Annotated in this window: 22 protein-coding genes and 3 pseudogenes; 13 read left to right on the top strand and 12 right to left on the bottom strand. The window is 34.4% G+C overall.

The features are described from left to right. Positions 1 to 48 precede the first annotated feature (48 nt). The 5 genes from ONG75_RS04150 (at position 49) to holA (ending at position 3,391) form a co-directional block, all read left to right on the top strand. The gene (locus tag ONG75_RS04150) at positions 49 to 915 is read left to right on the top strand and encodes a 4-(cytidine 5'-diphospho)-2-C-methyl-D-erythritol kinase (RefSeq protein WP_264375856.1); all 867 of its coding nucleotides are present in this window, start codon (positions 49 to 51) and stop codon (positions 913 to 915) included. 3 nt (positions 916 to 918) lie between these two features. After that, entirely contained in the window at positions 919 to 1,266 is a 348-nt protein-coding gene (locus ONG75_RS04145) for an Mth938-like domain-containing protein (RefSeq protein ID WP_007302686.1), read from the top strand. Continuing rightward, positions 1,260 to 2,069, top strand: coding sequence for a metal ABC transporter permease (locus ONG75_RS04140; protein ID WP_007302687.1), 810 nt, complete (start codon positions 1,260 to 1,262; stop codon positions 2,067 to 2,069). The genes ONG75_RS04145 and ONG75_RS04140 overlap by 7 nt, the downstream gene beginning before the upstream one ends. Before the next feature lie 114 nt (positions 2,070 to 2,183). Next, the gene (locus ONG75_RS04135; RefSeq protein ID WP_015588477.1) at positions 2,184 to 2,366 is read left to right on the top strand and encodes a hypothetical protein; all 183 of its coding nucleotides are present in this window, start codon (positions 2,184 to 2,186) and stop codon (positions 2,364 to 2,366) included. A gap of 5 nt (positions 2,367 to 2,371) precedes the next feature. Further along, the gene (gene holA / locus ONG75_RS04130) at positions 2,372 to 3,391 is read left to right on the top strand and encodes a DNA polymerase III subunit delta (protein ID WP_264375855.1); all 1,020 of its coding nucleotides are present in this window, start codon (positions 2,372 to 2,374) and stop codon (positions 3,389 to 3,391) included. Positions 3,392 to 3,598: 207 nt separating this feature from the next. Here holA and gltX read toward each other — a convergent pair whose 3' ends face one another. Then, on the bottom strand, positions 3,599 to 4,948 hold the full coding sequence (gene gltX, locus ONG75_RS04125) for a glutamate--tRNA ligase (RefSeq protein ID WP_264375854.1): 1,350 nt from the start codon (positions 4,946 to 4,948) through the stop codon (positions 3,599 to 3,601). 222 nt (positions 4,949 to 5,170) lie between these two features. Between gltX and typA the strand changes: the two genes are divergently transcribed. Next, positions 5,171 to 7,000 (top strand): translational GTPase TypA, encoded by a 1,830-nt coding sequence (gene typA, locus ONG75_RS04120; protein ID WP_007302691.1) that lies wholly within the window; start codon positions 5,171 to 5,173, stop codon positions 6,998 to 7,000. 333 nt (positions 7,001 to 7,333) lie between these two features. Next, positions 7,334 to 8,560 (top strand): CCA tRNA nucleotidyltransferase, encoded by a 1,227-nt coding sequence (locus tag ONG75_RS04115; protein WP_264375853.1) that lies wholly within the window; start codon positions 7,334 to 7,336, stop codon positions 8,558 to 8,560. On the opposite strand, the gene ONG75_RS04110 is transcribed toward ONG75_RS04115, so the two are convergent. The 7 genes and pseudogenes from ONG75_RS04110 to ONG75_RS04080 form a co-directional block, all read right to left on the bottom strand. Next, on the bottom strand, positions 8,553 to 10,808 hold the full coding sequence (locus ONG75_RS04110; protein ID WP_264375852.1) for a coiled-coil domain-containing protein: 2,256 nt from the start codon (positions 10,806 to 10,808) through the stop codon (positions 8,553 to 8,555). The two genes, ONG75_RS04115 and ONG75_RS04110, sit on opposite strands and share 8 nt — an antisense overlap. 101 nt (positions 10,809 to 10,909) lie before the next feature. Continuing rightward, positions 10,910 to 11,443 carry an HK97 family phage prohead protease gene (locus tag ONG75_RS04105; RefSeq protein WP_252154529.1) on the bottom strand — a complete coding sequence of 178 codons (534 nt, stop codon included), beginning with the start codon at positions 11,441 to 11,443 and terminating at the stop codon, positions 10,910 to 10,912. A 175-nt stretch (positions 11,444 to 11,618) separates the two neighbouring features. Next, a complete protein-coding gene (locus ONG75_RS04100; protein ID WP_264375851.1) occupies positions 11,619 to 11,837 on the bottom strand; it encodes a hypothetical protein in 219 nt (72 codons plus the stop codon). Beyond that, positions 11,812 to 11,940: a hypothetical protein gene (locus ONG75_RS04095; protein ID WP_264375850.1), complete on the bottom strand. Its 129-nt coding sequence runs from the start codon at positions 11,938 to 11,940 to the stop codon at positions 11,812 to 11,814. The genes ONG75_RS04100 and ONG75_RS04095 overlap by 26 nt, the downstream gene beginning before the upstream one ends. Positions 11,941 to 12,242: 302 nt before the next feature. Next, positions 12,243 to 13,135, bottom strand: a pseudogene (locus ONG75_RS04090) (IS256 family transposase); the annotation flags it as partial. A gap of 52 nt (positions 13,136 to 13,187) precedes the next feature. Next, positions 13,188 to 14,147 carry an IS5 family transposase gene (locus tag ONG75_RS04085; protein ID WP_264375556.1) on the bottom strand — a complete coding sequence of 320 codons (960 nt, stop codon included), beginning with the start codon at positions 14,145 to 14,147 and terminating at the stop codon, positions 13,188 to 13,190. A 123-nt stretch (positions 14,148 to 14,270) separates the two neighbouring features. Further along, a complete protein-coding gene (locus ONG75_RS04080) occupies positions 14,271 to 15,143 on the bottom strand; it encodes an IS982 family transposase (protein ID WP_264375849.1) in 873 nt (290 codons plus the stop codon). 196 nt (positions 15,144 to 15,339) lie between these two features. Here ONG75_RS04080 and ONG75_RS04075 point away from each other — a divergent pair, with 196 nt between their 5' ends. Then, a complete protein-coding gene (locus tag ONG75_RS04075) occupies positions 15,340 to 16,299 on the top strand; it encodes an IS5 family transposase (protein WP_264375556.1) in 960 nt (319 codons plus the stop codon). Between the two features lie 455 nt (positions 16,300 to 16,754). Beyond that, positions 16,755 to 17,372, top strand: a pseudogene (locus ONG75_RS04070) (IS6 family transposase); the annotation flags it as partial. Positions 17,373 to 17,625: 253 nt separating this feature from the next. Here ONG75_RS04070 and ltrA read toward each other — a convergent pair. Both ltrA and ONG75_RS04060 read right to left on the bottom strand, forming a co-directional pair. After that, positions 17,626 to 18,873 carry a group II intron reverse transcriptase/maturase gene (gene ltrA, locus ONG75_RS04065; RefSeq protein WP_264336129.1) on the bottom strand — a complete coding sequence of 416 codons (1,248 nt, stop codon included), beginning with the start codon at positions 18,871 to 18,873 and terminating at the stop codon, positions 17,626 to 17,628. A gap of 43 nt (positions 18,874 to 18,916) precedes the next feature. Beyond that, positions 18,917 to 19,066: a hypothetical protein gene (locus tag ONG75_RS04060; RefSeq protein ID WP_264336130.1), complete on the bottom strand. Its 150-nt coding sequence runs from the start codon at positions 19,064 to 19,066 to the stop codon at positions 18,917 to 18,919. A 344-nt stretch (positions 19,067 to 19,410) separates the two neighbouring features. Here ONG75_RS04060 and ONG75_RS04055 point away from each other — a divergent pair. Then, positions 19,411 to 19,632: pseudogene (locus tag ONG75_RS04055) on the top strand (TomO hydrophobic C-terminal domain-containing protein); the annotation flags it as partial. Positions 19,633 to 19,868: 236 nt separating this feature from the next. On the opposite strand, the gene ONG75_RS04050 reads toward ONG75_RS04055, so the two are convergent. Next, positions 19,869 to 20,813: an IS110 family RNA-guided transposase gene (locus ONG75_RS04050; protein ID WP_264375534.1), complete on the bottom strand. Its 945-nt coding sequence runs from the start codon at positions 20,811 to 20,813 to the stop codon at positions 19,869 to 19,871. 318 nt (positions 20,814 to 21,131) lie between these two features. Between ONG75_RS04050 and ONG75_RS04045 the strand changes: the two genes are divergently transcribed. Together ONG75_RS04045 and ONG75_RS04040 are read left to right on the top strand one after the other, a co-directional pair. Continuing rightward, positions 21,132 to 22,451, top strand: coding sequence for a dihydroorotase (locus ONG75_RS04045; protein WP_264376171.1), 1,320 nt, complete (start codon positions 21,132 to 21,134; stop codon positions 22,449 to 22,451). 84 nt (positions 22,452 to 22,535) lie between these two features. Continuing rightward, a complete protein-coding gene (locus ONG75_RS04040; RefSeq protein WP_029237687.1) occupies positions 22,536 to 23,714 on the top strand; it encodes a ribonuclease D in 1,179 nt (392 codons plus the stop codon). 283 nt (positions 23,715 to 23,997) lie between these two features. Here the strand turns inward: ONG75_RS04040 and coaE are convergent, their stop codons facing one another. After that, a complete protein-coding gene (gene coaE / locus ONG75_RS04035; protein ID WP_264375848.1) occupies positions 23,998 to 24,576 on the bottom strand; it encodes a dephospho-CoA kinase in 579 nt (192 codons plus the stop codon). 134 nt (positions 24,577 to 24,710) lie between these two features. Here coaE and ONG75_RS04030 point away from each other — a divergent pair, with 134 nt between their 5' ends. Then, a complete protein-coding gene (locus ONG75_RS04030; protein ID WP_264375847.1) occupies positions 24,711 to 26,114 on the top strand; it encodes an NAD(P)H-dependent flavin oxidoreductase in 1,404 nt (467 codons plus the stop codon). Positions 26,115 to 26,179 lie beyond the last annotated feature (65 nt).

The raw sequence follows: 26,179 nt of genomic DNA, 5'->3' as shown, positions 1-26,179 counted from the left end.
TGGCATTTCAAGTATAGTAAATAAGATAGTGTTAGTGAAGATATACAGATGGAAAGTTTTTGTGTAAAGGCTCCTGCAAAGATCAATCTTTTTTTACATATTATAAATAGAGAAGAAAGAGGGTATCATTTAATTGAAAGTTTGGTTGTCTTTGCTAAACTTTCTAATTTTTTAGAGATAAAAGTAGGAGAAAAAAACTTTAGATATGATAACTCTACAGTTCAATTTGTAAACTCTGAGTTTAAAATAAATTATCGATATAATACTATAACGAAAGCATTGAGTCTACTGCTTAGGCATGCTCCTGTACGCACTAAAGTCACTGTGAAGGTTGTAAAAAATGTACCAATTGCTGCGGGATTTGGTAGTGGTTCCTCAGATGCTGGAGCTGTGATACGCATGCTGGGAGAGCTTTGGAACATTGATAGGCAAATTTTAAATGATATAGCTTTAAGCGTTGGTGCTGATGTGCCTGCAAGTGTAGATAGTAAGCCAGTTTTTGTTAGAGGTGTTGGTGAGGAATTATGTCCCATTAAACAATGCTCTTTACCCATAAGTCTGGTACTTGTGAAACCAAAAAAAAAGTTTTTGAATACATCAGAAGTATTTTCCAAGTATAAAGAGGATTTCTCTAATCCAATTAAGTGGAGTGATAAAACTGAGGAGAATTTGTTAGAGCTTCTTAAAGAGACAAAAAATGACCTTCAAGAAGTAGCAATAGGTTTTGTACCTGAAATTCAGAATGTAATATCAACACTAGAGTCACAAGAAGGCTCTATACTTTCTCGTATGTCAGGTAGTGGTGTAGCGTGTTTTGGAATGTTTGATAGTGAAGAAAATGCAAAAGCTGCAGCGGCAAATATCAAAAAGGAATATCCAGAATGGTGGGTGTGCGACACGGAATTAATAGTTTGATTTATGCCCTTAATTTCCAAGAAGAAAAATCTTATAGATGGTTACAGGGAAGAAAGATTTTGGGTAAATAATCAAGAATATCATGGCTCAATTATAATTTTTCCTGAAAAGGTGATTGAATTGAAAGAAAGTGATATAAATAACAAGGAGTATTTTAAATCTTTTTTAACAGAGGAAATAGAGATTTTGATAATAGGTACTGGTAAGATACGCGATTGTTCAATGAAGTCTTATCTTATGGAGCAAAAGAATTTAAATTTTGAATTTATGACGACGGGTTCTGCATGCAGAACCCATAACGTTTTAATATCTGAAGATAGATTTGTTGTCAGTTATCTGATAGCATGTTAGAGATATTTACACAGAGTTTTTTTATAAACAGTCTAATTGCGGTAATTATGATTAGCCTAGTCACAGGAGCTCTAGGGTCATTTATGATATGGCAAAGGTTATCGTATTTGGGTGATAGTTTGTCCCATTCTTCATTGCTTGGTATTGCACTTGCTTTGATCTTTAATATCAGCCCATCGGTAAGTATAATGCTCATTGCAATTATGTTTGCTATACTACTTTCTCTTAATTTTAATAAATTATACTCTGCTGATACGATATTGAACATAGTTACCAATGTAGTTTTATCATCGAGTTTAATACTTATGTCTTTTCTTCCATCAGGTAATAATAGTATTATTAGCTCACTTTTTGGTGACATATTAATGATTGACCAAAGTAATATAATATCAATTTTTCTAACCTCCGTAATAGTTACTTTGATATTAATATTTAGATGGCGCTATTGGCTGATGATTTCGATTAATCAAGATTTGGCAACAGTTGAGAAAGTACATGTTAATTTTGTTAGGCTAGAATTTTTGATTATACTCGCTATCTTTATTGCAATTTCTGCTCAATTAATAGGAATATTACTCATTGCTGCATTTTTGTTAATACCTGCTGCATCAGCAAGACTCATTTCAAAAACTCCAATGCAAATGATTATTGTTGCAACAGTTTTTTCTGTGATTTCTGGAGTATCAGGTTTGATATTATCTGCAAGTTTTGACTTATTAACTGGACCTGCAATTATACTTATCGCAGCTGTGTATTTAATCATTGCTTATTTTATAAGATTGGTGTTAAGTAGATCGACTTAATTTTGGTCTCCGAAGTTCATAATTCATTAACAAATGAGTGTAACTATCTGAGCGTAAAGTAGTTTTTGCTACGTTGTTTTTATGTGCTAATTGTTAATTTGTGGAGTGAAAGATATGGCCGAAGGATTTTTTTCTAGATATATAGGACAGCCTATAAAAAATTTTTATAATTATGTTACGGGAAAGAAAGAAGTGTCTGATGATATGCAGAATACAGCAAATCAAGAAAGCTCAGAATTGTTGGAAACTGATGTGCAATCAAATGATGTACCACCAAGTAGTGATAATATAATATAGATGGCATGAGAATCACGCCATCTAAAGTTAAAAAATTCCTTGAGAAACCCGATACTTTAAGTGGTGTATTAATTCATGGGAGTGACAATAGTAAGGTCGATATTTTTGTACAGGAAATAATTGCCAACTTGAATGAGTATTCAGTTCAGGTGATGGATTTTGCAGTAGTGAATAAGTCGCCTGGCTTGTTATTTTCCGAGTTGGCAAACATTTCGATGTTTACTAAAAAAAGGTTAGTTAAGCTGATAAATGTCAGTGGAAGTATATCTAAAGAGTTAAGAAACATATTGGATCATAATATAGGCGATCATTATATAGTAATGATAGCAAATGATCTTCCATATAGTTCTACAACTAAAAGTTATATGGAAAGCTCAAAAATTTTCGGTGTCATTACCTGCTATAAGGACAGCGGTAGTAATCTTTGTGATATTATATCAAGTTACTTGAAACAAAATGATATAGAGTGCACAAGTGAGATAATCTACCACTTGCAGTCTTATTTTAATCATAGCAAACTGCCTATATATTCAGAGCTTGAAAAATTAGTTTTATATCTAGGAAAAAAAAAAGATCTTAAACTTGCTGATATAGATCTATGCTTTTCAACCTCCGGCAATGATTATGTTACACTTGATAATCTGTGCTCTGCAATAGTGAGTAAAGACATGGGACAATTCATCAAAATTTCCGATGTATTGATATTACAAGAGAATTTTTCACCGATAGCATTAATCCGTATTATATCAAATTATTTTCTACGGCTAGAAAGCGTTTTGCTGTTAATACAAAATGGAATGAATGAACAAGCTGCAATTGACCAGCTGAGTCCTCCATTGTTCTTCAAACAATTGCAGAGTTTTAAATCTCATTTGAAAAGTTTGCAACTTTCAGAACTTAAGAAGATCTTAGAAAATTTGATGAGCTTGGAAGTGACTTGTAAAAGAACTGACTTGGACCATAAAATGATCTTTCAGCATGAGATTAACTATTGGTGTTATTCGTTCAGCAGAGTAGTAAAATAAGGTAGACGAGAAAAAACAACTAAATGTTGTCATGAAAGTAGCTGACACTGGGATCCAGAAATATGGGATATGTGTAGAAGTTATTTTAAAATACAACGTTTTGGCAAGATTATGGATTCCAGTGTCAAGCACTGGAATGACAGGAGCAGAAACTGGAATGACAAGAAATCTAATATTTTCACATTTCCTGAACAATGCTTATTGGTGTCATTCAAATACATTCGGTGCATTTAAACCTTTTGTATGATTTTCTTCTAACCTTGCAACAATGCTCTCTCTACCGATAAAAATTAATAATTTAGCGAGTTCTGGACCTGTTTCTGTTCCTGTTAAAGCGAGGCGCAACTGCATAAATAGATCTTTTGCCTTTATATCAACTGTCTGTCGAATATTTTTAACCCACTCTGATAATGTGTTTTCATTACAATCACCTTTAGGCAATGAACTTAGCGCTATTTTTATAAACTCTTTATTAAGAACCACAGGCTCTATACCAAATTTGCATGTTTTCCACCATTTGGCCACCTCAGAAAACTTTTCTATATTACTCCTTATAAAATACCAAAACTCTGAGCCAATTTGACTTAAACGATCTTGCACCATTTCAAATGGCATTTGTTGCAGCACTTTGCTATTTAGCTTATACATTTCACTCAAGCTGAATTGTGCAGATGCTGAGCTAAATTTTTTAATATCAAATGAGTTAATTAAAGACTGCATATCAACATGAGCTTCTATCGGATCAGATGTGCCAAGTTTTGCTAAATAGCTAGTTAGCGCCATTGGCTCAATCTCATCTTCTCTTATGGACTTAATATCCAACCCACCTTTCCGTTTCGATATCTTGCTATCATCAAAATGTAGTAGGGGAAGGTGAGCAAATATAGGAATTTTCGCTTTTAATGCTTTAATAATTTGGATCTGAACTGCGGTATTAGTTACATGATCTTCCCCGCGTACAACATGGGTTACATTAAAGTCAACATCATCAACAACAGAAGGTAACATGTATGTATAAATTCCATCTTCTCTTTTTACCACAGGATCGCTAATGTGAATTGTTGCAATATTTATTTCACCTTTAACTTCATCATTCCATTTTACAATTTCGTTTCTATTCAATTTAAATCTGAAATGTGGTTTTCGTCCTTCTTGCTCATAACGAATTTTCTCTTGCTCAGTTAGAAGCAACGCACCTCTATCGTAAACAGGGGGAAGACCTTGTTTTAATTGAAATTTTCGTTTAGTGTCTAATTCTTCTCTTGTTTCATAACATGCATAAATATGACCTTCTTTCATTAACTGTAAGAACACCTCGTTATAGCTCTCAAAACGCTCTGATTGCTTAAAACTTGAATTCCAATTTATGCCAATCCATTTTAGGTCTTCTATGATATTATCTACATATTTGATATCTGAACGCTCAAGATCAGTATCATCAAAACGTAGTAAAAATTTTCCATTTTGATTACGTGTGTACATCCAACAAATGAGTGCAGTGCGTATGTTTCCTACATGTAGGTAGCCAGTTGGGCTTGGAGCGAATCTTGTTAGCATTTAAATGATTACTTTAGTTTATTTTAATTTTATATAAATGTACTGCTAAAGCAAGATTCTTCTTTGTCTTGGTGTTAGTTGCTACAAAGTACAGCGAACATGAAACCTTTTTGTTAGAGTTCCATGATCTGCCTAAAATACTCTGAAAGCACGGCTTTAGTTATTTACTCTAAATATATTATACGTATACTTGTTATTAAATTAAATTTGAAATGATAAGAAATGAGTGAATTTAAATCAATCCGCAATATTGCAATAATTGCACACGTTGACCACGGAAAAACTACTTTACTTGATAACATGTTAAAACAAAGTGGCACGTTTCGTGAGAATCAAGAAGTTCAAGAACGAGTGATGGATAGTGGTGATCAAGAACGTGAACGTGGGATTACAATACTTGCAAAATGTACGTCAATAATGTGGGGTGATGAGAAAATCAATATCATTGATACACCAGGACATGCGGATTTTGGTGGAGAAGTGGAAAGGGTGCTCTGCATGGCAGATGGTGTATTACTACTGGTTGATGCTGCAGAAGGTCCAATGCCACAGACTAAGTTTGTGTTGTCAAAAGCACTAAAGGCAAATTTAAAACCGATTGTGATAATCAATAAGGTTGATCGACCAGACAGCAGAATTGATGAAGTACTAAATGAAATATATGAGTTATTTTTTAACCTTGATGCAACCAACGAGCAACTAGATTTTCCAGTACTCTATGCTTCAGGTAGAAATGGTTGGTGTGCTAAGGAGCTATCTGATGAGAGAAAAGATTTAAGCCCATTATTTTCAACGGTGATAGATTACATAAAACCTTCCGTTTATGATCAAAATGCACCTTTTGCTATGCTAGTTACTTTACTTGAATCTGATAAATTTCTTGGCAGAATATTGACAGGAAAGATTTACCAAGGAATCGCGCAAGTTAACTCAGATCTTAAGGTAATTGATCTTGATGGTCAAGTGGTTGAGCGAGGGAGATTAACTAAGTTACTCTCATTTTCTGGCTTAAAACGCGTTCCAGTAGAGCAAGCTGTAGCTGGTGATATCATTGCCATTGCAGGACTTGAGAAAGCTTCAGTTTCAGACACTATAGCAGCACCAGAAGTTACAACTGCGATCAGCTCAACTCCAGTTGACCCGCCAACAATGGCGATTACTATAAGCGTTAATGACTCACCTTTTGCTGGGCAAGAGGGAACAAAACTTACCTCAACTGTTATAAAAGATCGTTTATATGCAGAAGCAGAAACAAACGTTGCAATTACTGTAACTTTGGCTCCAAGTGGTGAAGCATTTGAAGTAGGTGGACGTGGTGAGTTGCAGCTTGGGGTACTGATTGAAAATATGAGAAGGGAAGGTTTTGAACTTTCAGTTTCACGGCCTCGAGTGCTGTTTAAAGAAGAAGATGGCAAAAAACTTGAACCTATAGAGGAAGTAGTAATTGATGTAGATGATGAGTATAGTGGAATCATCATGGAAAAACTTAGCTTTCGAAAAGGTGAAGTAACTGATATGAGACCTTCTGGTAGTGGCAGAACTAGGTTGACATTTTTAGTGCCATCAAGGGGATTAATTGGCTATCAAGGAGAATTTTTAACTGATTCTCGCGGCACTGGTATAATCAACCGTTTATTTCACAGTTATGCTCCACATAAAGGTTCAATTTCCGGAAGGCGTAATGGGGTTTTAATTTCAACAGACAAAGGCGAAGCAGTAGCGTATGCAATTTTCAATCTGCAAGATAGGGGAATTATGTTTGTTAAGCCACAAGATAAGGTATATTGTGGTATGATTGTCGGTCAGCATAGTCGTGACAATGATTTAGAAATAAATGTACTTAAAGGTAAGCAATTAACAAACGTAAGAGCTTCAGGTAGCGATGAAGCTATAAAGCTTACTCCACCAAAAATAATGACACTGGAGGATATGATAGCATATATAGACGATGATGAATTGGTAGAAGTAACTCCAAAATCTATACGTTTGCGTAAGAAGTTCCTCGATCCAAATGAACGTAAACGTGCAGGAAGGGCGAAGAATAAAGAGTAATCAACGTTCCTGATAAAAAGCTGGATGAGCTACTCGGATAACACCATCATAAAGGGAACCAGTGTCAGTTACTTGAGCAGGTACTGGGATGACAAGAGAAGGCTACAAAGGTGTCATGCAAGTAGCTCATCCAGCTTTTTTATAATCATCGAAAACATTGTATTTTAACATTACTTTTATACTTATAAGTTTCTAGGCACTGGATTTGTTGTAGACTTACTCTATCACTTTACCCTCTTATTTTACCACTCTCCTGCCTATATATTTTTATATGAGGATTTTTGCAAAAGTTTCGCATTTTTTGTAACATGATTTTCAGTATGTGTAACCTAAATGCAAATTGATCACGAAACTAGTGTAATTATTGAGGCCATAGAGAAATTTGGTGGTGAGGCAAGGCTTGTTGGTGGATGTGTTAGAGATTCAATTTTACAGCGTGACATTCACGACATCGATCTTGCTACTAATCTGCTGCCTAATCAAGCAGTTAAAGCGTTAAAACTCCGTAATATAAAAACTATTCCAACTGGCTTAAAACATGGAACTATTACTGCGATTTTAAATAAAAGATCCTTTGAGATTACAACGCTAAGGCATGATGTAAAGTGTGACGGTAGACATGCGAAGGTAGAATTTACTAATGATTGGCAAGCTGATGCTTCAAGGCGCGACTTTACGTTTAATGCTCTTTATGCAGACAAATATGGCCATATATACGACTACTTTGGTGGCATTCAGGACTTAAAAGCACGAAAGTTAAACTTTATAGGTAACGCTGAAGATAGGATTAAGGAAGACTATCTACGTATTTTAAGAGCGTTTCGTTTTCACGCTAAAATATGCATAGGAGATTTAAGTGATGAAATATTGGATGTGTGCAAAAAGCATTCGCACATGATTCAAAACCTCTCTGGAGAGAGAATAAGAGAAGAAATATTTAAACTCTTGGAATGCAATGATCCTGCTCCAACACTTAAGAGCATGCAAAAATCTGATGTTTTACAAAAAATTATTCCAAAAGAAGTAAAATGCGAAATTTTATCTTCACCACTTCTTATCAACACTAAACCTCCTACAAAACCCTCAGCGTATGGCCATACGCCTTTCCTAGATCCCACAATCGATGCACTAACAAAATTAGCGTTGCTTATTAGGACTGCTAAAGATAGAGTTAGTCTTGGGGAAGAAGTGAGCAAGTTTTTACGTCTTTCAAATAAGCAAAAGAAAAAAATATTATTTTTATTATCAAACAATATCAAAACAGAGCTTTCAGAAAAAGAGCAAAAGAAATACATATCTTTATTTGGTAAGGAATTATATTGTGACTTAATGAAGATTTGTGGTATTGAGTCTGGAATAAATGTTGATGAGTATATTTCATTTGCTAAGATGTTTAACATTCCAAAATTTCCTTTATCTGGTGATGATTTAATAACTATAGGTCATCAACCAGGGAAAAGTTTAGGTAGAAACTTGGAATTGCTACGACAACATTGGGAAGACAGCTCCTACACTTTAACAAAGGAGAAGCTGATACTTTATGCTAAAAGTTTTATCTAGACTTTGCTTCTTGCTTCACACTTACCGGAGTGCTATTAGTGTGACTCATGGAAGAATTAGGTGTTAATTTGTATTCTTTTTTAGCTTTTTTTGTTAATTGGTATTCATTGTTTTCTTCTGAAGTTTGAACGCACATTTTCTGATCTGGAGATAAAAATTTATCTCGTATGCTTGATGCTAGTTGTAATCCTTGAATCTTATCTGAAAAACATTTCATTTCAGCTTCCGTTAACTTCTGCACAACAAATTTTTTGACTGAATCATTATTGCTATTATTTTTGTGAGCTAAAAATTCCATTAAGGAACTTATTATTGCTTGACTATCTTCTTCATTTAAATATAACCCTTTTGCACACTCTTGAACAAAAATTACCTGTTCGATAGAATGCTTTTTACCAACTTTTTCAACAACTGTGTTAACCTTAGTTTCTATGATCGCTTTTCCAGATTTAACCAAATTCTCTTTCAACAGTGCAAGTAACTTATCACTTTTAAATTTATAACTATTTTGACATAGTAGAGATTGTATAGTTTTCTTAAGCACTATATGGCAAAAGTGTTTTCCTTCAAGTTCAGGAAAACTTTTTTTCAACTCCTTGTTTTCCTTAGATAAAAAGTTATTGAGATCCTCATTACCAAGAAGCTTGTTCTTGACTTTTGAAAAAGTTGATTTAGTAATTGACTTTGTAGTAGATAACATACTCTTTGCATCTAGTGCTTTAGTTTCTTTATTAATATCTTCTGGCTTTTTACTAGCGTCTTTTAGCTCATTTTTTAACTTTTGTTGTCCACTTTCAGGTCTTGAAACTTCAGTTTGTTTATCTTTTGATGTCAAACTTTGATTAGGTATTTCTTTATTATTTCTAGTAGAAAATGTTGTAATATTTTCTGTTTTTTTTGCACTTGGATGTTCAACTTGTTTTTGTAACTTTTTATTTTCCCCTTGTGAAGATTTTAATTTTCCCTCCAAATCTGCCTTTTGTTTCTTTATTTCAACGTTACTTTCTTCTAATTTCTGTGATTTTTCCTGCAATTTGTCAACTTCACTTTCTAATTCTTTTTTCTCTTTTTCAATGGTATTTAGATTAGTCTTTTCTTTCTCTAATTGTTGTTTAAGATTCTCTACTTCAGCATCTTTTCCCTTAGCTTTTTCTTTCAATTCGTTAACTTCATCTTCTAATTCTTTTTTCTTTATTTCAGCAGCATTTAGTTTACTACTTGAATCCTTTAATTCATCTTTTAGATTAGTTTTTTCTTGCACTAATTGTTGCTGAGCACTTTCCAATTTTTTTTCTAAATTTAGTATTTTTTCCTCAGCTTGTTTGAATTCTGCTTGTTTCTCCTTAAGTTGATTTTCTAATTGCTTTATTTTAGCATCAGATTCGTCTTTTAACTTACTAACTTCATTCTCAAGTTCTGTTTTTTGCACTCGTAGCTTTTCATTCTCTTTCCTCACAGTTTCATTTATATCTTTATTTTCATGAAATGACTTTATTAAATTATCTTTTTCCCTTATTCTTTTCTCTTCTTCAATTATAATTTGCTGTTGTTCGTTCTTTTTATTCTCCATTTCCTTTTCCTTTTGTTCTAATGCTTTATTTAATTCCGTTAAACTACGTATTTTCTTATCTTTTTTTTCTATCTCTGCTGAGAGCATTTCTATTTTATTTGCAAATTCTTTACTGCGCTCAGTTAATTCTTTCTGCAAATGTAATATCTCCTCAGACTTTTCCTTGAACTGTGCTAAAAATTCTTCTCCTCTTTCTTGTGCAATTGCTTTTAATTCTTTATAACTCTTTTCAAGTTCTGCAAGTTTAGACTTTAACTCTCTATTTTTCTCTCCTAAGAAATCATTTCCTGATTGTAAGCTTCCAATCTGCTGTGCTTGATTATTACAGAGCCCAATAAATGCTTCGAGTGCCTGACTTACACCTTCCAGTTCCTCATTTAATTCTTTATTCTTATCCTCTGTCTCAGCAAATTCAGTCTGAATTTCTATATCTTTAGCTGCAACTTCAGAAACTTGAACACTTTGATATGCTGCTTTAAGAGCATCAGTCTGAACCCCATTATCTGCAATAATTTTATTGTAATATAGGATATTCTTTGCCCATTGATTCCACTTTTCTGGCAACATTCGTCCAATTGTTTTTAGATATAGCCAAGCAAGCACAGTGGATAAGCTGTATTTTTTTTCCTTTTGTTTAATACTAGGTTCGTAATTAACCTTATTATTAGCATTTAGCATAAAATTACCTAATTTTTAAAGTATTGAAGTTATATATATTAATATAATTATTAAATAAATAATAATATAAATGTTAAATTGTGTGAAAATTTTTATAGATTTTAAGTAGAAATACACATGTTCGTAAGCACAGAATTTGCTTTTTCTATTGCTCTTGCTAACATTTCTTGTTCATTGTGCTGATTTTTCACGTTGATTACCTGAGCTGCCAAATTTGCAGGGAAAGTGACCAAACTAACTTCCCATAGCTCCACTTGTTTTAACACTCGAGCTCCGCTTTCATGATCAACATCATACTCTATTGGTATATAGCCAATCGAAAGCCCGTTAATAGTTCCAGTTTTGAGCATTAAATATGCTTCCTCTGCTTTTTGAATACCAAAAAGCAAATGTGCAGTTATATATAGGCCAACATCATTTTCGCAAATATCCGTAATATTACCTATAGGCTCGCTCGGATTGTGCTGCCAAAGAAGTTTTATCTGACTTTTATTTAAGTTATTCTTAAATGCTCCTGGTAATATCAGATCATTTTGCTTATCAACTATATTAAAAACGCTCGCATAGCCAGAAAATACTCCGTTTTCTTCTATGCTTTTTATTGACAATGGTGAATAGAGAAATTTCTTATTCATAAGTCCTCCTTGTAAATTATGGTATTGGGTTTGCCAGCGCTCTGAGCCAGCTTAAAATGTTGTATAGATTGTTTTCCTATATCTCAGAATGAGTATAAGGCACTGCAATATAATTCTATTGTATGCAGTGCTTTGAAAATGGGGAAGTACTTTTTTAGTTATAAAATTTGTCATTTTATATATATAAGGGTAGGGTTTGTTGCACATTGGGTTGTTCAACAGCAGCGTTTTCTAGATTTGTAGAAACAGCTTCGTTTGTAGGAGTAATTATTTTTCCTAGAAGGAAGCCAAATCCCAAAGAAACAGCTGCTATAAAACCATTCATTAATGACTCTGTCCATGTTTCTCCCTCGTATTCTTGATAGATTTTAGAATATATCATTATTGGCTTCATTCGGGTTTAAATTTCTTTCCAACTCTTCTGATGTTTTCTCCTCAGCATCTTGGGATTTTGTTGATGAACTTTTCTGTAAGTTTTCTAATTCTTGTGTGTCCATCAACACCTCACTATTAAAGCTTAAGTACAAATCATACAGCACTATAATTGTTTAGTCAAGGTAAATACTAGTATATTAAGTAAATATTTACTATATTAATATGATTGCTTAAATTCACAACTAATTGTTTGGGGGAATAAAAAGATTGTGTTTTGTAGGTGATTTGCGTAGCGGAAGGTGTTACCCCAGTTTTACAACACTGGGATAACGGTAAAAGTAGCTATATGCTCTGTCCTTGAATATTTTGTTGTTCAGTGGTAGCATTTTCGGGAGTGTTAAATAAACTGTGTCAAATCGCATTTTTAGTTCAACTCGATTTTTAACCTACCAGGAAAAAAGATATCAAGTTGAGAGATAGTAAAAGCCCAATCATGTATAGGCATAGTCCATTTCTCTCCTGCCTTCTTTATAGCACAATATACCTGTTTATACAAGGCATTTGTGCTAGTAAATGAGCCCTTGGTTTTAGTAAATTTTCTGATCTGTCTATGTAGTCCCTCAATAGGATTTGTGGTATAAATTAATTTTCTTACAGGGCCGGAATATTTAAAATAACTAGACAGATTTTCCCAATTATTCTCCCAAAACTAAAGTATATTTTTCTCCCCATTTTTCCTCCAGTTCAAGTAAATAATTCTCGGCTATTTCTCTACTTGATATGTTTTTTTCAAATCATTCATGAAAACTTTTGCTCGATACATATTTCAGTGAATTTCTTATCTGATGTACTATACATTTCTGCTTTAGGAAATACGCTATTTATAGTTGTAGGAAAGCTTTTTAACACAAGCTATCAGAATATCATCTACTCCTCTCTCCTTTAGGTCATTTAGTACTCCCAACCAGAACTTCACTTTCAGCCAAATAAAAACCCAAAACTTCTTTTCTGCCATTTTGCTAATATGTTATACATACATTTGCTTACACAATGCCCGTCCTCCTTGACCTTAAAAAACCATGAACACTATTGGATATACAGATTGCAGCGGACGACTGCGCCATTCGTTGATTACCGGTAACAATTTGTCAGTAATACTTGATATCTCTGCTGCAGATATTTTATATTTCTTCTACATGCGATGCTATATCCCATGCCACTGGCATATGTACTTAAAACCTTTGCTTCAAGTTCGGTTGTTTGCCTTTTTCTGACTACTTGTAGCTCGAAACTTCCTTCTCTATCTCTTGACGCTAATTCTGGATGGCTTTGTTGCATAGCACTGATAGGCATGTAAATCACAGTGAATTTACGCAGCTAATTTAAATTTAGCCATACCTATATCAGTAAATTTGTTCAATAAGTAGCACTTAATTAACAGCTCTTTTTCACGATTTACCTCTGATTTATTTTTCAAGCCAAACCCAAATATTTGCTTCAACCTATAGAAAAAGACTTCAATATAAGACCGTGCTCCATACTTAACTTTTTTCTTCCATTCATTAATACCATCTTCATAATTCTCATATGACCTAATTCTACTAATATACTTGTTTCTTTCTGATAAGTAGTCAGCTAAACAAATTTTAGTATCCTTCCTAGGGCGAATAATAGGCACAATATTGTATTTTCTGCATTCTTTATACACACTTTTTATATCATAAGCCGCATCTGCTCGAATAGAACAAATGTTATATTTATCACTGACTTCTTCTAACATATCGCAGACCGGCAAATAGTCTACAGCAACACCACTAGTGTAGTTCATGCTTATTGCTTTCTTATCATTTATGTTTAAAACAACATGTAATTTTCTTACTTGACCATAACCACTGTATTTCCTTTTTCGAATATTAAGCTTACTATGCCCACCGTTATTATTGTAGATACTAACTCTAGTGCTATCTACGGCAATTTCAACATTTTCCAGATCATCTTTATTGCTTCTATGGTCATCAATCTTCAAATTAAGCTTTTTAAATCTTCTGGAAGCTTGTGTATAGCTGATAATCTTAAGTTTTTTGCCTATTTGTACCATATAACCTTTTACAAAACCTACAGCTTGTCTCAAGCCAATTCTAAAAAGATGAACTATTATGTGTATTAAAATTACAACTTTATCACTATAAGTGTTATTGCCACCTGCAACTTTTGGACTATTTTCATACCAATTTTCTATGGCTTGATTAACAAAATGAAAAACATTTCCTCTTTTTTTGAGAAACTCGTTATATTCTCTTTGGTTACTTACTCTCATTTTTTGTGGCATAAGTTGTACTTGTTTGAAAAATGCCTATTTTACAACAAAATGCGTTAGTAGCCATATATTAAAAAGCTTTTCTTCTTACAATAACCTCAACCAACACTAGCTATGCAACAAAGCCATTCTGGATTAAGGGAGGAAGAAAGTATAGGAAATAGAAGGCTTTTTGGGTTTCATGGAATAGGAAATAAGAGTAGAGAAGATATGAACCAAAAAATTAGTAAGAGATCTATGGCGAGTATGCTCAATTTCTAATCTGTTTTTCAAATAACCAAAAACCGTTTCAATAATAGACCTTTTTCTCAGCAAAATCTTTTCATTTAGAGAGATTAAAGCATTTTTCATGTTTTTTTTCACTTTGGTAATAAGCTTTAATCCGCGGTCAAACAACTCTTGAAAAAGCTCCTTTTTTATGTAACCCTTATCACCAAACAAGAGACCTGTTAATTTTTTTGTCAGATGGGATACAGTTTTTTTGTCATCAACATTGCCTTTTGTTAGCGTAAGTGCCTGAATTTCTCCTTTATCATTAATAACTAGATGTAATTTAAAACCAAAAAACCAGCCGTAAGAGCTCTTGCTTAATTTTGCAATACCAGCAAAAACCTTATTTTTAGATATTCTTTTTGCATGGCAAATTGCAATAGGAGTTGAATCAATATATGAGATACCAGTATTTTTAGACTTTTCACAAAGCCACTTTAATAACATTGCTAAATGCCACAGAACCCTAGGTTTTAGTGCAACAAACCTAGTATATGAAGGCAACTTTGAAAAATCTGATTTGTAGAAAAATGTTAAGTGATGCAGGTAGAAAGCTTTGAAATTTTCACATGGAGATTGTTGATAGATAAGAATTATTGTAATGATTTCAGAAAGTGTAATTTTCGGTATTCTTGTAGGCTTTTTGTTGCTTGAAAGTAGTTTGTCTGCAAAATTTTCTTCTATAGCTTTACAAAAATCGTCGACCAAGAAAAATAGTTCCGTTATATCTTTATTCATGGGTATCCTCACTTTAATTTCTTAATATTAGCTGAGTTTACCCTATTTCCACTTCTTTTCTATTCTCTTCTAATCCAGAATGGCTTTGTTGCATAGCTAGTGTTGGTTGAGGTTATTGTAAGAAGAAAAGCTTTTTAATATATGGCTACTAACGCATTTTGTTGTAAAATAGGCATTTTTCAAACAAGTACAACTTATGCCACAAAAAATGAGAGTAAGTAACCAAAGAGAATATAACGAGTTTCTCAAAAAAAGAGGAAATGTTTTTCATTTTGTTAATCAAGCCATAGAAAATTGGTATGAAAATAGTCCAAAAGTTGCAGGTGGCAATAACACTTATAGTGATAAAGTTGTAATTTTAATACACATAATAGTTCATCTTTTTAGAATTGGCTTGAGACAAGCTGTAGGTTTTGTAAAAGGTTATATGGTACAAATAGGCAAAAAACTTAAGATTATCAGCTATACACAAGCTTCCAGAAGATTTAAAAAGCTTAATTTGAAGATTGATGACCATAGAAGCAATAAAGATGATCTGGAAAATGTTGAAATTGCCGTAGATAGCACTAGAGTTAGTATCTACAATAATAACGGTGGGCATAGTAAGCTTAATATTCGAAAAAGGAAATACAGTGGTTATGGTCAAGTAAGAAAATTACATGTTGTTTTAAACATAAATGATAAGAAAGCAATAAGCATGAACTACACTAGTGGTGTTGCTGTAGACTATTTGCCGGTCTGCGATATGTTAGAAGAAGTCAGTGATAAATATAACATTTGTTCTATTCGAGCAGATGCGGCTTATGATATAAAAAGTGTGTATAAAGAATGCAGAAAATACAATATTGTGCCTATTATTCGCCCTAGGAAGGATACTAAAATTTGTTTAGCTGACTACTTATCAGAAAGAAACAAGTATATTAGTAGAATTAGGTCATATGAGAATTATGAAGATGGTATTAATGAATGGAAGAAAAAAGTTAAGTATGGAGCACGGTCTTATATTGAAGTCTTTTTCTATAGGTTGAAGCAAATATTTGGGTTTGGCTTGAAAAATAAATCAGAGGTAAATCGTGAAAAAGAGCTGTTAATTAAGTGCTACTTATTGAACAAATTTACTGATATAGGTATGGCTAAATTTAAATTAGCTGCGTAAATTCACTGTGATTTACATGCCTATCAGTGCTATGCAACAAAGCCATCCAGAATGGCTTTGTTGCATCGCTACCTATGAAAGGCTAACTATACAAGCAACTTATTGAAAATCTTATTTTTTTGCAGTCAATCTGATCAAATTTAAGAATAGTAATTTATTGTTTGTATTAGTAAATTTAATTCTACTTAAAATAGCTAAAGCATTGAAATTCTTGAATTTTAGCTAGATTAGTGAATGGTAGTAAAATTTCTTTTACTCAAATTTAGATATTCACTGACCGTCCTTACTATAAATGCTAGAATAATAAGCTACTGATATTCTTCATCTTTTTTATCTTTAATCCGCCGTAGATAGCGATGCAACAAAGCCTCCAGAATTAGCGTTACAAAGGGTTCTGTCGCATTTGTAGGGAAGTAGAAAGAAGAATGATATAATTGTCTAAAAAAAAAGCAAAGATGTTTCGTATCAATCAAAAATTGTTGCCATATTTCAAAGGATTTAGCTTTTCAGCGGATGTTATCTGTATACATGAAATGTCGATTCTCTTTGAGCTATCGAGATTTGGAAGAAATGATGAGTATAAGGGGAGCAAAATGCTACGTTACAAAGGTGGGTTATCACCACTGATAGATGAGGCAGTAAGGAAAAGAAAGAAGCAGGTTGGTAGTAGTTGGAGAGACTTACATTAAATTAAACGGTAAATGGGTTTATTTATATACTGTAGACTTGTGTGTTAGTAGAGACAAGTCTGCAGCACTTGCATTCTTTCGTAAAGCCTTCAGGAGTAACTATCTTCCTGAGAAAATTGTAATTGATAAAAGCGGCAGTAATACTGCTGCTCTTGATGATTTGAATGCAGAAATTTCTGAAGATTACAGTTCTTTAAATAAAATATCTAAATAATATTGTTGATAGATTTATCAAAAAACTAATAAAGCCAATGCTTGGGTTTAAAAGCTTCCATTCCGCAAAGATTACCATCACAGGCATAGAAAATATTCGTATGATTCAAAAAAGACAAATTATTAAATAATGTTTCTACTTTTGAGAATTTTGCTATGTTAATAACTCCTATAATCCCACCTTTAATGATCTTCTTTCCTGTGGTTTATAGATGCGACAGAACCGGAAGGGCAGCTGAATGATACAAGGCAAGGTCTAACTGATGAAGTAACTCAACAGAAACAATCTGAAAGCAAGGATGAAGAGCTAAATGAAAAATTCTTGAAAGCAAAAATTTATAGTGGAGAGTAGACCGGCGGAGCTTCCCCACCAGTCTCTCGCAGAACTGTACGTAAACCTCTCAATTTATACAGCTCCCGTTATTCAGCCTTTTGATCCCAATCCTAGTGTCCAGTGATAGAAAATATTTGGAGACCTCTTTCTCACTTTTGCTAGAAATTGCTTTGCTAGTCTTCCATGATTTCGAAGTTTCTTATATTTGGCTCTGACCCATCCTACTAGGTGCCACTCTACATTTCTAAGAGATGGATACATCTCTGATTTATAAAACCTGCCATAGTACTGATACCAGCCTCGGACTATAGGATTTATTTTCTTTGATATTTTCTCTAGTGTTGTATATGTTTGCCTACGTATTTTCCATGACCTTATGGTTTGGTTGATCTTCTTCTTGGCTTTGTTGCTAATTGCAGGTAGAAATGAGACAAAATAGTTTCCTATTTTATTGTTCTTTGCCAGTCTAGGTCTGAACGTGTAACCCAGAAAGTCAAAGCTCTGTATTGGAAACACATCTCTCCTATTGTCATCCTTACAGTACACTATTTGTGTCTTTTCAGGATGTAATTTTAGCTTAAACTCAGCCAATCTTTCTTCGATCTTGTCTTTTATGAATTTTGCCTGTTTCTGGGTTTTACAGTGCACCATTGCATCATCTACATATCTCTCAAATGGTATTGTTGGGTAGTTTTGCCTCATCCACATATCAAATGCATGATGCATAAATATGTTAGAAATGATTGGGCTTACAGAACCTCCTTGTGGAACTCCCTTATTCCTAACTACCTTACTGCCATCTGCTAGTTGAATCGGGGCTTTCATCCACCTTTCCACGTACAGTATGACCCACTTGCAATCTGTATGCTTCTTGATAGTTTGCAGTGCTAACACATGATCCAGATTGTCGAAAAATCCAGAAATATCAAGATCTATCGTCCAATCACTTCTCCAACATCTCTTACACGCTGTACTTACCGCATCCAGTGCAGACTTGTTTGGTCTATAACCATACGAATCTTCGTGAAATTCCGGCTCTACTAACGGTTCGAGATACATAGTAGCTGCTGTTTGCCCTATCCTGTCGAATACTGAAGGAACACATAAAGTTCTTTGTCCTCCTGTATCTTTTGGTATCGCAACAGCTTTTACTGGTTCTGGAAAATAACTTCCGGATGACATCCGATTCCACAGTTTGTATAGATTATCTTTTAGATTTTCTTCAAACTTTGTTATCGAGACCTCATCTACACCTGCCGCACCTCTGTTTTTGGATACTTGTTTATAAGCTTTCCAAATCAGTTGCTTTGGTATGTCAAAAGATTTTGTTTTATTCATTAACTCTTCCCTTTCGGTTGATAAATAATTAAAACTAAATAACTCAGCCCCTTCGCTCCATTTCCATTACAAAAACTTCTTCACTACTACGAGCTAATCCGCCCCTGTTTTTCGCATCAGTACTCTCTTCCTTAGAGTTCAGCTCCTTGGACTTCTCCCTTATCATCGAAACGACAGGTTCCCATAGTTCCACACAATAGCCTGAAATAGGTTCATGCCACCTATATGCCGGATGCCACCTACCCAGTAGACAAGTTCCCGATAGGCTTATCCCAAGTTACTTTTTCTCCCCTGGTTTTGACATCATCGCATTACCTTTCGACGTGTAATCAGTGGTTCACTTGCGTTCATCTCTCTATTTCACACATGACGCATAATTACGCCTTTTCCATAACGCTCACTACCTTGGCTCTTTACCAAAGCAGCTTATGGTTGTTTGAAGCCTGCTCTTGTAAACCGGCTCCGAGGGGCCCACCCTCATCTATTGTGCAGCTTTCGCACTTAGTTTGCTCTTTCCTGAACATTCCTTGTGTCTCTACGGCACACAAAAGGCAAGGTAATTATGCTTCTGTTTCTTTTGTATTATCTGGAGCATTTGCTGTTGGTACAAGTCTAACAATGGTTCATTTAGCAATGTGTATTTCGCTTGCTGTAGCTGCATTAACTTTTCTTGCAGTAGGATGTTACTGTTCTTATAACGCAAATACCGCACTTAATAACGTTGAAATCGAAAATGGTAGTTATAGAATAGCTGCTTGAGTATTAATTTAAATCAACTATGTTTTTTAAAATTTTTTGAATTTAGTCTCATTTGTTGATAATTTTGTATTTTTATTCAATTGAAAAATGTATTTTGGCAACAAAAACCCTAGTTTATACAGAAAGAAATTTATATCAAACAGCAAGCACTGCTTAGATTTTATGGTTAACGAATATGTGCTTTAAATGTGTGTAGACGCACATATTCGTTAACCTATTTTCTATACAGATTTTTTTTATTTCATATTAATTGCTTCTTTAAGTCTTGCATTGGCAATTACTATGATTTTTCGCATTAGAGCTGTTATAGCTACCATCTTCTTTTTACCTCTACCAATAAGATCAGAATAAAAAGCACCAAGTGCAGATTTAGATCTTGCAGCAGCCATAGCAGCTGTGAAAAGCTTTGCACGAACATTGCTTCTACCACCTGTTATCCTTCGGTAACCAATAGTTTTACCGCTTTCTTTTGGATGTGGAGCAACTCCAGCAAGACTTGCAACTTCTTTTTTGTTTAGGTGGCCAAGTTCTGGCATTAGATACACAAAAACTTGTGATAACTTGAGACCTATTCCTGGCACTGTTCTCAAGATCTTTTGACGCTTTTGTAACTCTGGATTTTTATCAATAATTCTTTGTATGGCATCGTTGAACTCATTTATCTGACTGGTAAAAAAGTCTATTGTTTTTTGGCAACTTTCCTTTATATAGTCGTTTTCAGGTGCTGCAAGCCTACATTTCTCTTGAGTTCTCATTTGCGTAATGTCATCACGACGTTGACAGAGTGCAACTAAGGCGGTTTGTTCTTTTGACATAGGCACAAATAGAGATAGAGCACTATAGCGTTCAAAACCATATTGAGCAAGGGCTCTTGCATCTGATTGATCTGTCTTTGCTAAAGTTCCATGTGATATGATAAAACTTTTTACTTTACGAGTATTAGCTCGATGTACAGCAACATTCTTATCAACAAGAAAATGTGCTAAGCCAAGCTCATATTTTCCAGTGTTTTCTAAAGTTACTAGAGAATTAGGTAGGATATCTGAAAATTTTTGAAACAACTGTTGCCAACCAGTAGCATCATTGTCAAACTTGATAGCGCTCCTTTGGTTATAAGCTGCAGCAACATTTTTAAATTTTCCGATATCAATGCCAATGAAATTTTGATAAGATGTAATCATAATAAATAACCTCGATAGTTTAATTAATTTAAGATTGTAAACGGGTGCATACATATGTCCCATGCAACTATTCAAACGTATCGAGAGATGGGGCTAGTTTACCTTGATGGCTACGGTTGTAATACCAACTTTCATTCGGTCGCACACGCCCGTGATAGCCCTATTCCTATAGTGAGTAGGGTTATCTTTCCCTCTTATCTCTTTTATATCACATTTTTAACTTACAATATTCTTTATTGCTAGTTTTATATCATCACTTTAATTTGGTTGTATTTTACTAAAAAAACTTTAGATTTATTTTATAATCGATACTCAAATATGATTTGGAATTTATTGCAGACAGGGCAAAAGGAAGGCTATAAAATTGCGTATACCAATGCTCGTATTATTGACCCGGAAACTAAACTTGATATAAAAGGTTCATTATTGACTGAAGGGGGTAAAATTGTTGATTTTGGCGAATCATTATTTTCAACAAGTGGAGTTGATGAAATAATAGACTGTAAAGGGCTTGTTCTAATGCCAGGCCTTATTGACATTCACGTACATTTTCGTGAACCAGGTCAAGAGCATAAAGAAACTATACATACAGGCAGCAAATCTGCAGCTGCAGGAGGCGTTACAACTGTAGTTTGTCAGCCAAACACTGTTCCAGCGATTGATAGTGTTGTCTTGGCTCAGTATTTGAAATATAGAGCATTTGAAACTTCGCATGTGAATGTGGAATTTTACGCTAAAATCACCACTTCGGAAGAAAAATTAACTGAAATGGCACTCTTAAAGGAAGCAGGTGCAGTTGGTTTCACCGATGATGGTATGCCAGTTATGAATCCAATGATTATGAGACAGGCACTGCTTTATTCAAGTATGCTTGGTGTTCCTATTGCTCAACACGCAGAGGATTTAAATCTATCTGCTGGTGGCGCAATCAATGCAGGTAAAATTTCTGAAGAATTGGGAATAAAGGGAATCTTGAGTGCGTCAGAGTCGGTTATGGTAACTCGTGATATACTGCTAATGAAGGACATAGAAAATGTACACTATCATATTTTACATGTTTCTTCAAAAGATTCACTTGATGCTATTAAGCGTGCAAAAGATTTAGGGTTAAATGTTACATGCGAAGTAACTCCTCATCACTTTACTTTAACTGAAGATATAGTAAAGCAACATGGAGCAATCGCAAAAATGAATCCGCCACTTCGTACAGAGGAAGATCGTTTAGCTATGATTGAAGGTTTAAAGACAGGTGTGATTGATTGTATTGCAACCGATCATGCTCCGCATGATCTTAGTTCTAAAGATCTGCCACTTGAAAATGCTGCATTTGGTATTATTGGCCTTGAAACAATGCTGCCCCTTTCACTTGAACTATATCATAGTGGACAAATGGGTCTACTTGATGTGCTTGCAAAATTGACATATAAGCCTGCAGATATCATACATATGCCACGTGGCCGCATACAGAAAAACCTTGTAGCGGACTTAATTTTAGTTGATTTGGATCATGAATGGGAAATTAAAGTTGACAACTTTGCTAGTAAATCAAAGAATTCGCCTTTCGGTGGACGCAAAGTGAAAGGGCACGTAGTACGTACCGTTGTGTCTGGCAAAACTGTATATTTACAGAAGAGTTAGTTATTATACAATTGTGCTCTCAATTTCAATCAATTGTAAAGATTTAATATAAGTGGTAAAATATAGCCACTGAATAAAAAATATATGCTAATTAGTACGACATCGGAACTGGAAAATGCATGTAAAGAATTGATGGAAAAAGATCCAAAATTTATAGCAATTGACACGGAGTTCATTAGAAATAATTTAACCTACTACCCAAAATTATCGTTAATTCAAATTTCTTACGGAGAGAAGAGTTTTATTGTAGATGCATTAGTGCCAGAAATTGATTTATCATTCATTAAGAAAATGATGCTAAATCAGGGAATAATCAAAGTGTTTCATAGCTGCCGGCAGGATATAGAATCCTTACTCACTGTGTTTAAATGTGTTCCCACTCCTATTTTTGATACCCAAGTTGCTGCTATGTTTTGCCATTATTATCATGACTTTATTGGTTATTCAAAAGTAGTAGAGCAATATCAAGGAATAGCACTGGATAAAATTAAAGCTAAAAATTCAGACTGGTTAAGGCGTCCATTGTCTGAGGATCAACTAGACTATGCAATAAACGACGTGGTATATCTATATGATCTATACCAAATATTGTGCAATAAACTTGAAGAAAGTAATAGGATGAGTTGGTTTCAAGAAGAGATGGAATTATTGGTTGATATAAATAAGTATTTGCATAGTCCAAAAGATGCATGGAGGAGGATTAAATTTAACTATGAAGCAAATCCGAGGCTAATGTTAGTTGTTAAAGCAGTGAGTGAGTGGCAAGAGACTTTAGCACAACGCTATAACATCAATCGTAATAAAGTAATTAATAATGCTGTAATAATTGGTCTTATTGAAAAAAATGTGGAGCGTATTGACGAGGTTTTAGATGATCTTGAGAGGAACACAAAAAATATAAAAGAGGAAGATTTATTAGAATTTATGAATATTTTCAATGAGAATGAGAAGGAGTTTGTGCAGCAAAATTATACTCTGTCAGATAATTATGATAAATCTGTATTTGATATACTCTCGATTATTTTAGAGAGCAAATGTAAGGAAAATAACATATCAAGAAAGTTAGTTTCATCAAAAGATGAGTTAGCTGGTTCAATATCTGGGCAGATAGATAAACTATTCAAGGGGTGGAGATATGATTTTTTCGGTAAGTCAGTTGAATCATTTTTGAACGCAGGCTCAAGGTTTGAGATTTTAATGGTAAAATCTGCTGATAGTACAGCTAAAATTCGGAGTAATCTGGTGGAGAATAACTGTTGCTAAAGTAACTTAGATTTATCGACAATCGTCATCCCGCTACGTGTTAGTGGCTAAGAGATACCGCGGCGGTATGACGGTTAAGTAGGGTGTCATCCCAAGTGCCCAGACACTGGGATCCAGGAAAATTGATTGTAAACGAGCAAACATTTTCGATAAAATTACCAAAAAGCTAGATCCCAGTGTCAAGCACTGGGATGACAGGAGAGGGAGGCTACTGGGATGACAGCTACCCTGACAACCGTCATCCCGCTGCTTGTTAGCGGCCAAGTGACGGTATGACGTAAAGCTACGTGTTTAGGTTTAATGAATCCACTATTTTTTTCACTTGAGAAAAAACATTTGCGCTGGTATCGATGATGAAATCACTCATTTGCCTTTTTTCTTCAATAGGTAGCTGAATACTGGACATTAGATTCAGCTTTTCTTTATCCATATTACGCTCACTGAGCCTTTGAGCTTGTACAGCGCTATCTGCATGGATAAAAACAATAAAATCGCAATATAAACGGAATCTTGTTTCCAGCAAGAGTGGAATGTCTAGAACTAGAGATTTTCTATCATTTTTTTTCTCCTGAGCAATAAAAATTTCTAATTCATTTCGCACAACGGAATGCACTAAAGATTGGAATTGTTTCCAATTTTCATCATAGGCTAAAAAATATTCAGACAATACTGCTCTGTCTATTTTACCATTTACTACCACCCCAGGAAATTTTTCTTCTGCATAACTTATTATGTTTTTGTCCACTTTATAAAGCTGGTGCACGACAGAGTCGGCATCAAACAAAGCGGCACCAAATTCTTTAAAGCAATTGGCTACAAAGCTCTTTCCAACTGCAATCCCACCTGTTAAACCTATGATCATATAGCAAATTTCTTATAAAACTATATTTATAGCATCTCCTATGCCTATTTAAAACTGAATGCATAGGTATAAAAAGAAAAGCTATGATTTTTTTAGTAATTAAGTAAAATAGAGTGAAAGATTAAGAGGAAATTTTGAAAAATAAGATAAAAAAGATAGTGATTTCAGGGAAAGAAGTGTGGCCAATCATTGAGGGCGGTAAAGGTATTGCAATCAGTGATGGAGGATCAAGTGGGGCATTTGCTGCAGCGGATGCTGTTGGTACGTTTTCTGGTGCAAATGCTAAACTTATCGATGGCAATGGCGAGCTGGTACCACTAATTTATAAAGGTAAAACAAGAAATGAAAAGCACGAAGAATTAATTAAATATAGCATTGAGGCTGGAGTTAGTCAAGTAAAAATAGCAAATGAAATATCAAAAGGCCATGGGAGAGTACATATGAATGTGCTTTGGGAAATGGGGGCAGCAGAACATGTACTTCATGGTATATTAGAAAAAGCAAAAGGCTTAGTTCATGGCATCACTTGCGGTGCTGGTATGCCTTACAGACTCGGAGAAATTGCAGCTAAATATCAAGTTTATTACTACCCTATTATCTCATCAGCGCGCGCTTTTAAAGCGTTATGGAAACGTGCTTACCAAAAAATATCTTCTTTTTTACTTGGTGGAGTAGTATACGAGGATCCGTGGCTTGCTGGTGGTCACAATGGACTAAGTAATAGTGAAGATCCGGAATTACTACAGGCTCCATTTGAAAGAGTTGCAGAGCTTAGATCTTTCATGAACGAAGTTGGTCTTGCTGAAACGCCAATTGTTATGGCAGGGGGAGTGTGGCATTTGAAGGATTGGGAACATTGGTTTGACAATTTACAAATCGGACCAATAGCTTTTCAGCTTGGTACTCGTCCACTTTTAACAAAAGAAAGCCCGATTTCTACAGAGTGGAAAAAGAAGTTACTTACTTTAGAAGAAGGTGATGTATTTTTAAACAAATTTAGTCCAACAGGGTTTTACTCATCTGCAGTAAGAAATAACTTCATACGTGAGCTACAGGAGAGGAATTCACGTCAAATAAAATTTTCGGAAAGTGCAAGCGGAGAGTTTAACAATGAATTTGCAATGGGCAGCAGAGGTAGAAAGATTTACCTTACTGCACAAGACAAAGAACTGGCAGATAAGTGGACTCAGGAAGGTTATACAGAGGCAATGAAAACTCCAGATACAACTGTTATTTTTGTGACACCAAGCAAATTTGCGGAGATAAGACAAGATCAAATTAATTGCATGGGATGTTTGAGCCATTGTCTGTTTAGCAATTGGAAAGATCATGGTGACCATTCAACAGGGCGAAAGCCAGATCCACGGAGTTTCTGTATACAAAAGACACTGCAAAACATTGTACATGACGGCAATGTTGAAAATGAACTCATGTTTTCTGGACACAATGTTTACAGATTTAAGCAAGACCCATTTTATGAGAATGGCTACGTACCGACAGTAAAAGAATTGGTGGAAAGGATATTAACTGGGTATTAGGGTATGGTTGAATTGACAAGAAAACGTTACTCTGTTATAATAATTCTTTATTAATTTAATCTTAA

The organism is Wolbachia endosymbiont (group B) of Sphaerophoria taeniata (assembly GCF_947179355.1).
GTDB lineage: Bacteria > Pseudomonadota > Alphaproteobacteria > Rickettsiales > Anaplasmataceae > Wolbachia.
This window is presented reverse-complemented; position numbering and strand designations above follow the sequence as displayed.

Excerpts from the sequence above, each read along its gene's own strand:
- ONG75_RS04040 (WP_029237687.1), top strand. The coding sequence starts at position 22,536 with ATGCTAATTAGTACGACATCGGAACTGGAAAATGCATGTAAAGAATTG.
- ONG75_RS04135 (WP_015588477.1), top strand. The coding sequence starts at position 2,184 with ATGGCCGAAGGATTTTTTTCTAGATATATAGGACAGCCTATAAAAAAT.
- ltrA (WP_264336129.1), bottom strand. The coding sequence starts at position 18,873 with ATGAATAAAACAAAATCTTTTGACATACCAAAGCAACTGATTTGGAAA.
- ONG75_RS04075 (WP_264375556.1), top strand. The coding sequence starts at position 15,340 with ATGCCACAAAAAATGAGAGTAAGTAACCAAAGAGAATATAACGAGTTT.
- ONG75_RS04115 (WP_264375853.1), top strand. The coding sequence starts at position 7,334 with ATGCAAATTGATCACGAAACTAGTGTAATTATTGAGGCCATAGAGAAA.
- ONG75_RS04140 (WP_007302687.1), top strand. The coding sequence starts at position 1,260 with ATGTTAGAGATATTTACACAGAGTTTTTTTATAAACAGTCTAATTGCG.
- gltX (WP_264375854.1), bottom strand. The coding sequence starts at position 4,948 with ATGCTAACAAGATTCGCTCCAAGCCCAACTGGCTACCTACATGTAGGA.
- ONG75_RS04110 (WP_264375852.1), bottom strand. The coding sequence starts at position 10,808 with ATGCTAAATGCTAATAATAAGGTTAATTACGAACCTAGTATTAAACAA.
- ONG75_RS04145 (WP_007302686.1), top strand. The coding sequence starts at position 919 with ATGCCCTTAATTTCCAAGAAGAAAAATCTTATAGATGGTTACAGGGAA.
- ONG75_RS04080 (WP_264375849.1), bottom strand. The coding sequence starts at position 15,143 with ATGAATAAAGATATAACGGAACTATTTTTCTTGGTCGACGATTTTTGT.
- coaE (WP_264375848.1), bottom strand. The coding sequence starts at position 24,576 with ATGATCATAGGTTTAACAGGTGGGATTGCAGTTGGAAAGAGCTTTGTA.
- ONG75_RS04050 (WP_264375534.1), bottom strand. The coding sequence starts at position 20,813 with ATGATTACATCTTATCAAAATTTCATTGGCATTGATATCGGAAAATTT.
- ONG75_RS04085 (WP_264375556.1), bottom strand. The coding sequence starts at position 14,147 with ATGCCACAAAAAATGAGAGTAAGTAACCAAAGAGAATATAACGAGTTT.
- ONG75_RS04045 (WP_264376171.1), top strand. The coding sequence starts at position 21,132 with ATGATTTGGAATTTATTGCAGACAGGGCAAAAGGAAGGCTATAAAATT.
- holA (WP_264375855.1), top strand. The coding sequence starts at position 2,372 with ATGAGAATCACGCCATCTAAAGTTAAAAAATTCCTTGAGAAACCCGAT.
- ONG75_RS04105 (WP_252154529.1), bottom strand. The coding sequence starts at position 11,443 with ATGAATAAGAAATTTCTCTATTCACCATTGTCAATAAAAAGCATAGAA.
- ONG75_RS04100 (WP_264375851.1), bottom strand. The coding sequence starts at position 11,837 with ATGAAGCCAATAATGATATATTCTAAAATCTATCAAGAATACGAGGGA.
- typA (WP_007302691.1), top strand. The coding sequence starts at position 5,171 with ATGAGTGAATTTAAATCAATCCGCAATATTGCAATAATTGCACACGTT.
- ONG75_RS04150 (WP_264375856.1), top strand. The coding sequence starts at position 49 with ATGGAAAGTTTTTGTGTAAAGGCTCCTGCAAAGATCAATCTTTTTTTA.
- ONG75_RS04095 (WP_264375850.1), bottom strand. The coding sequence starts at position 11,940 with ATGGACACACAAGAATTAGAAAACTTACAGAAAAGTTCATCAACAAAA.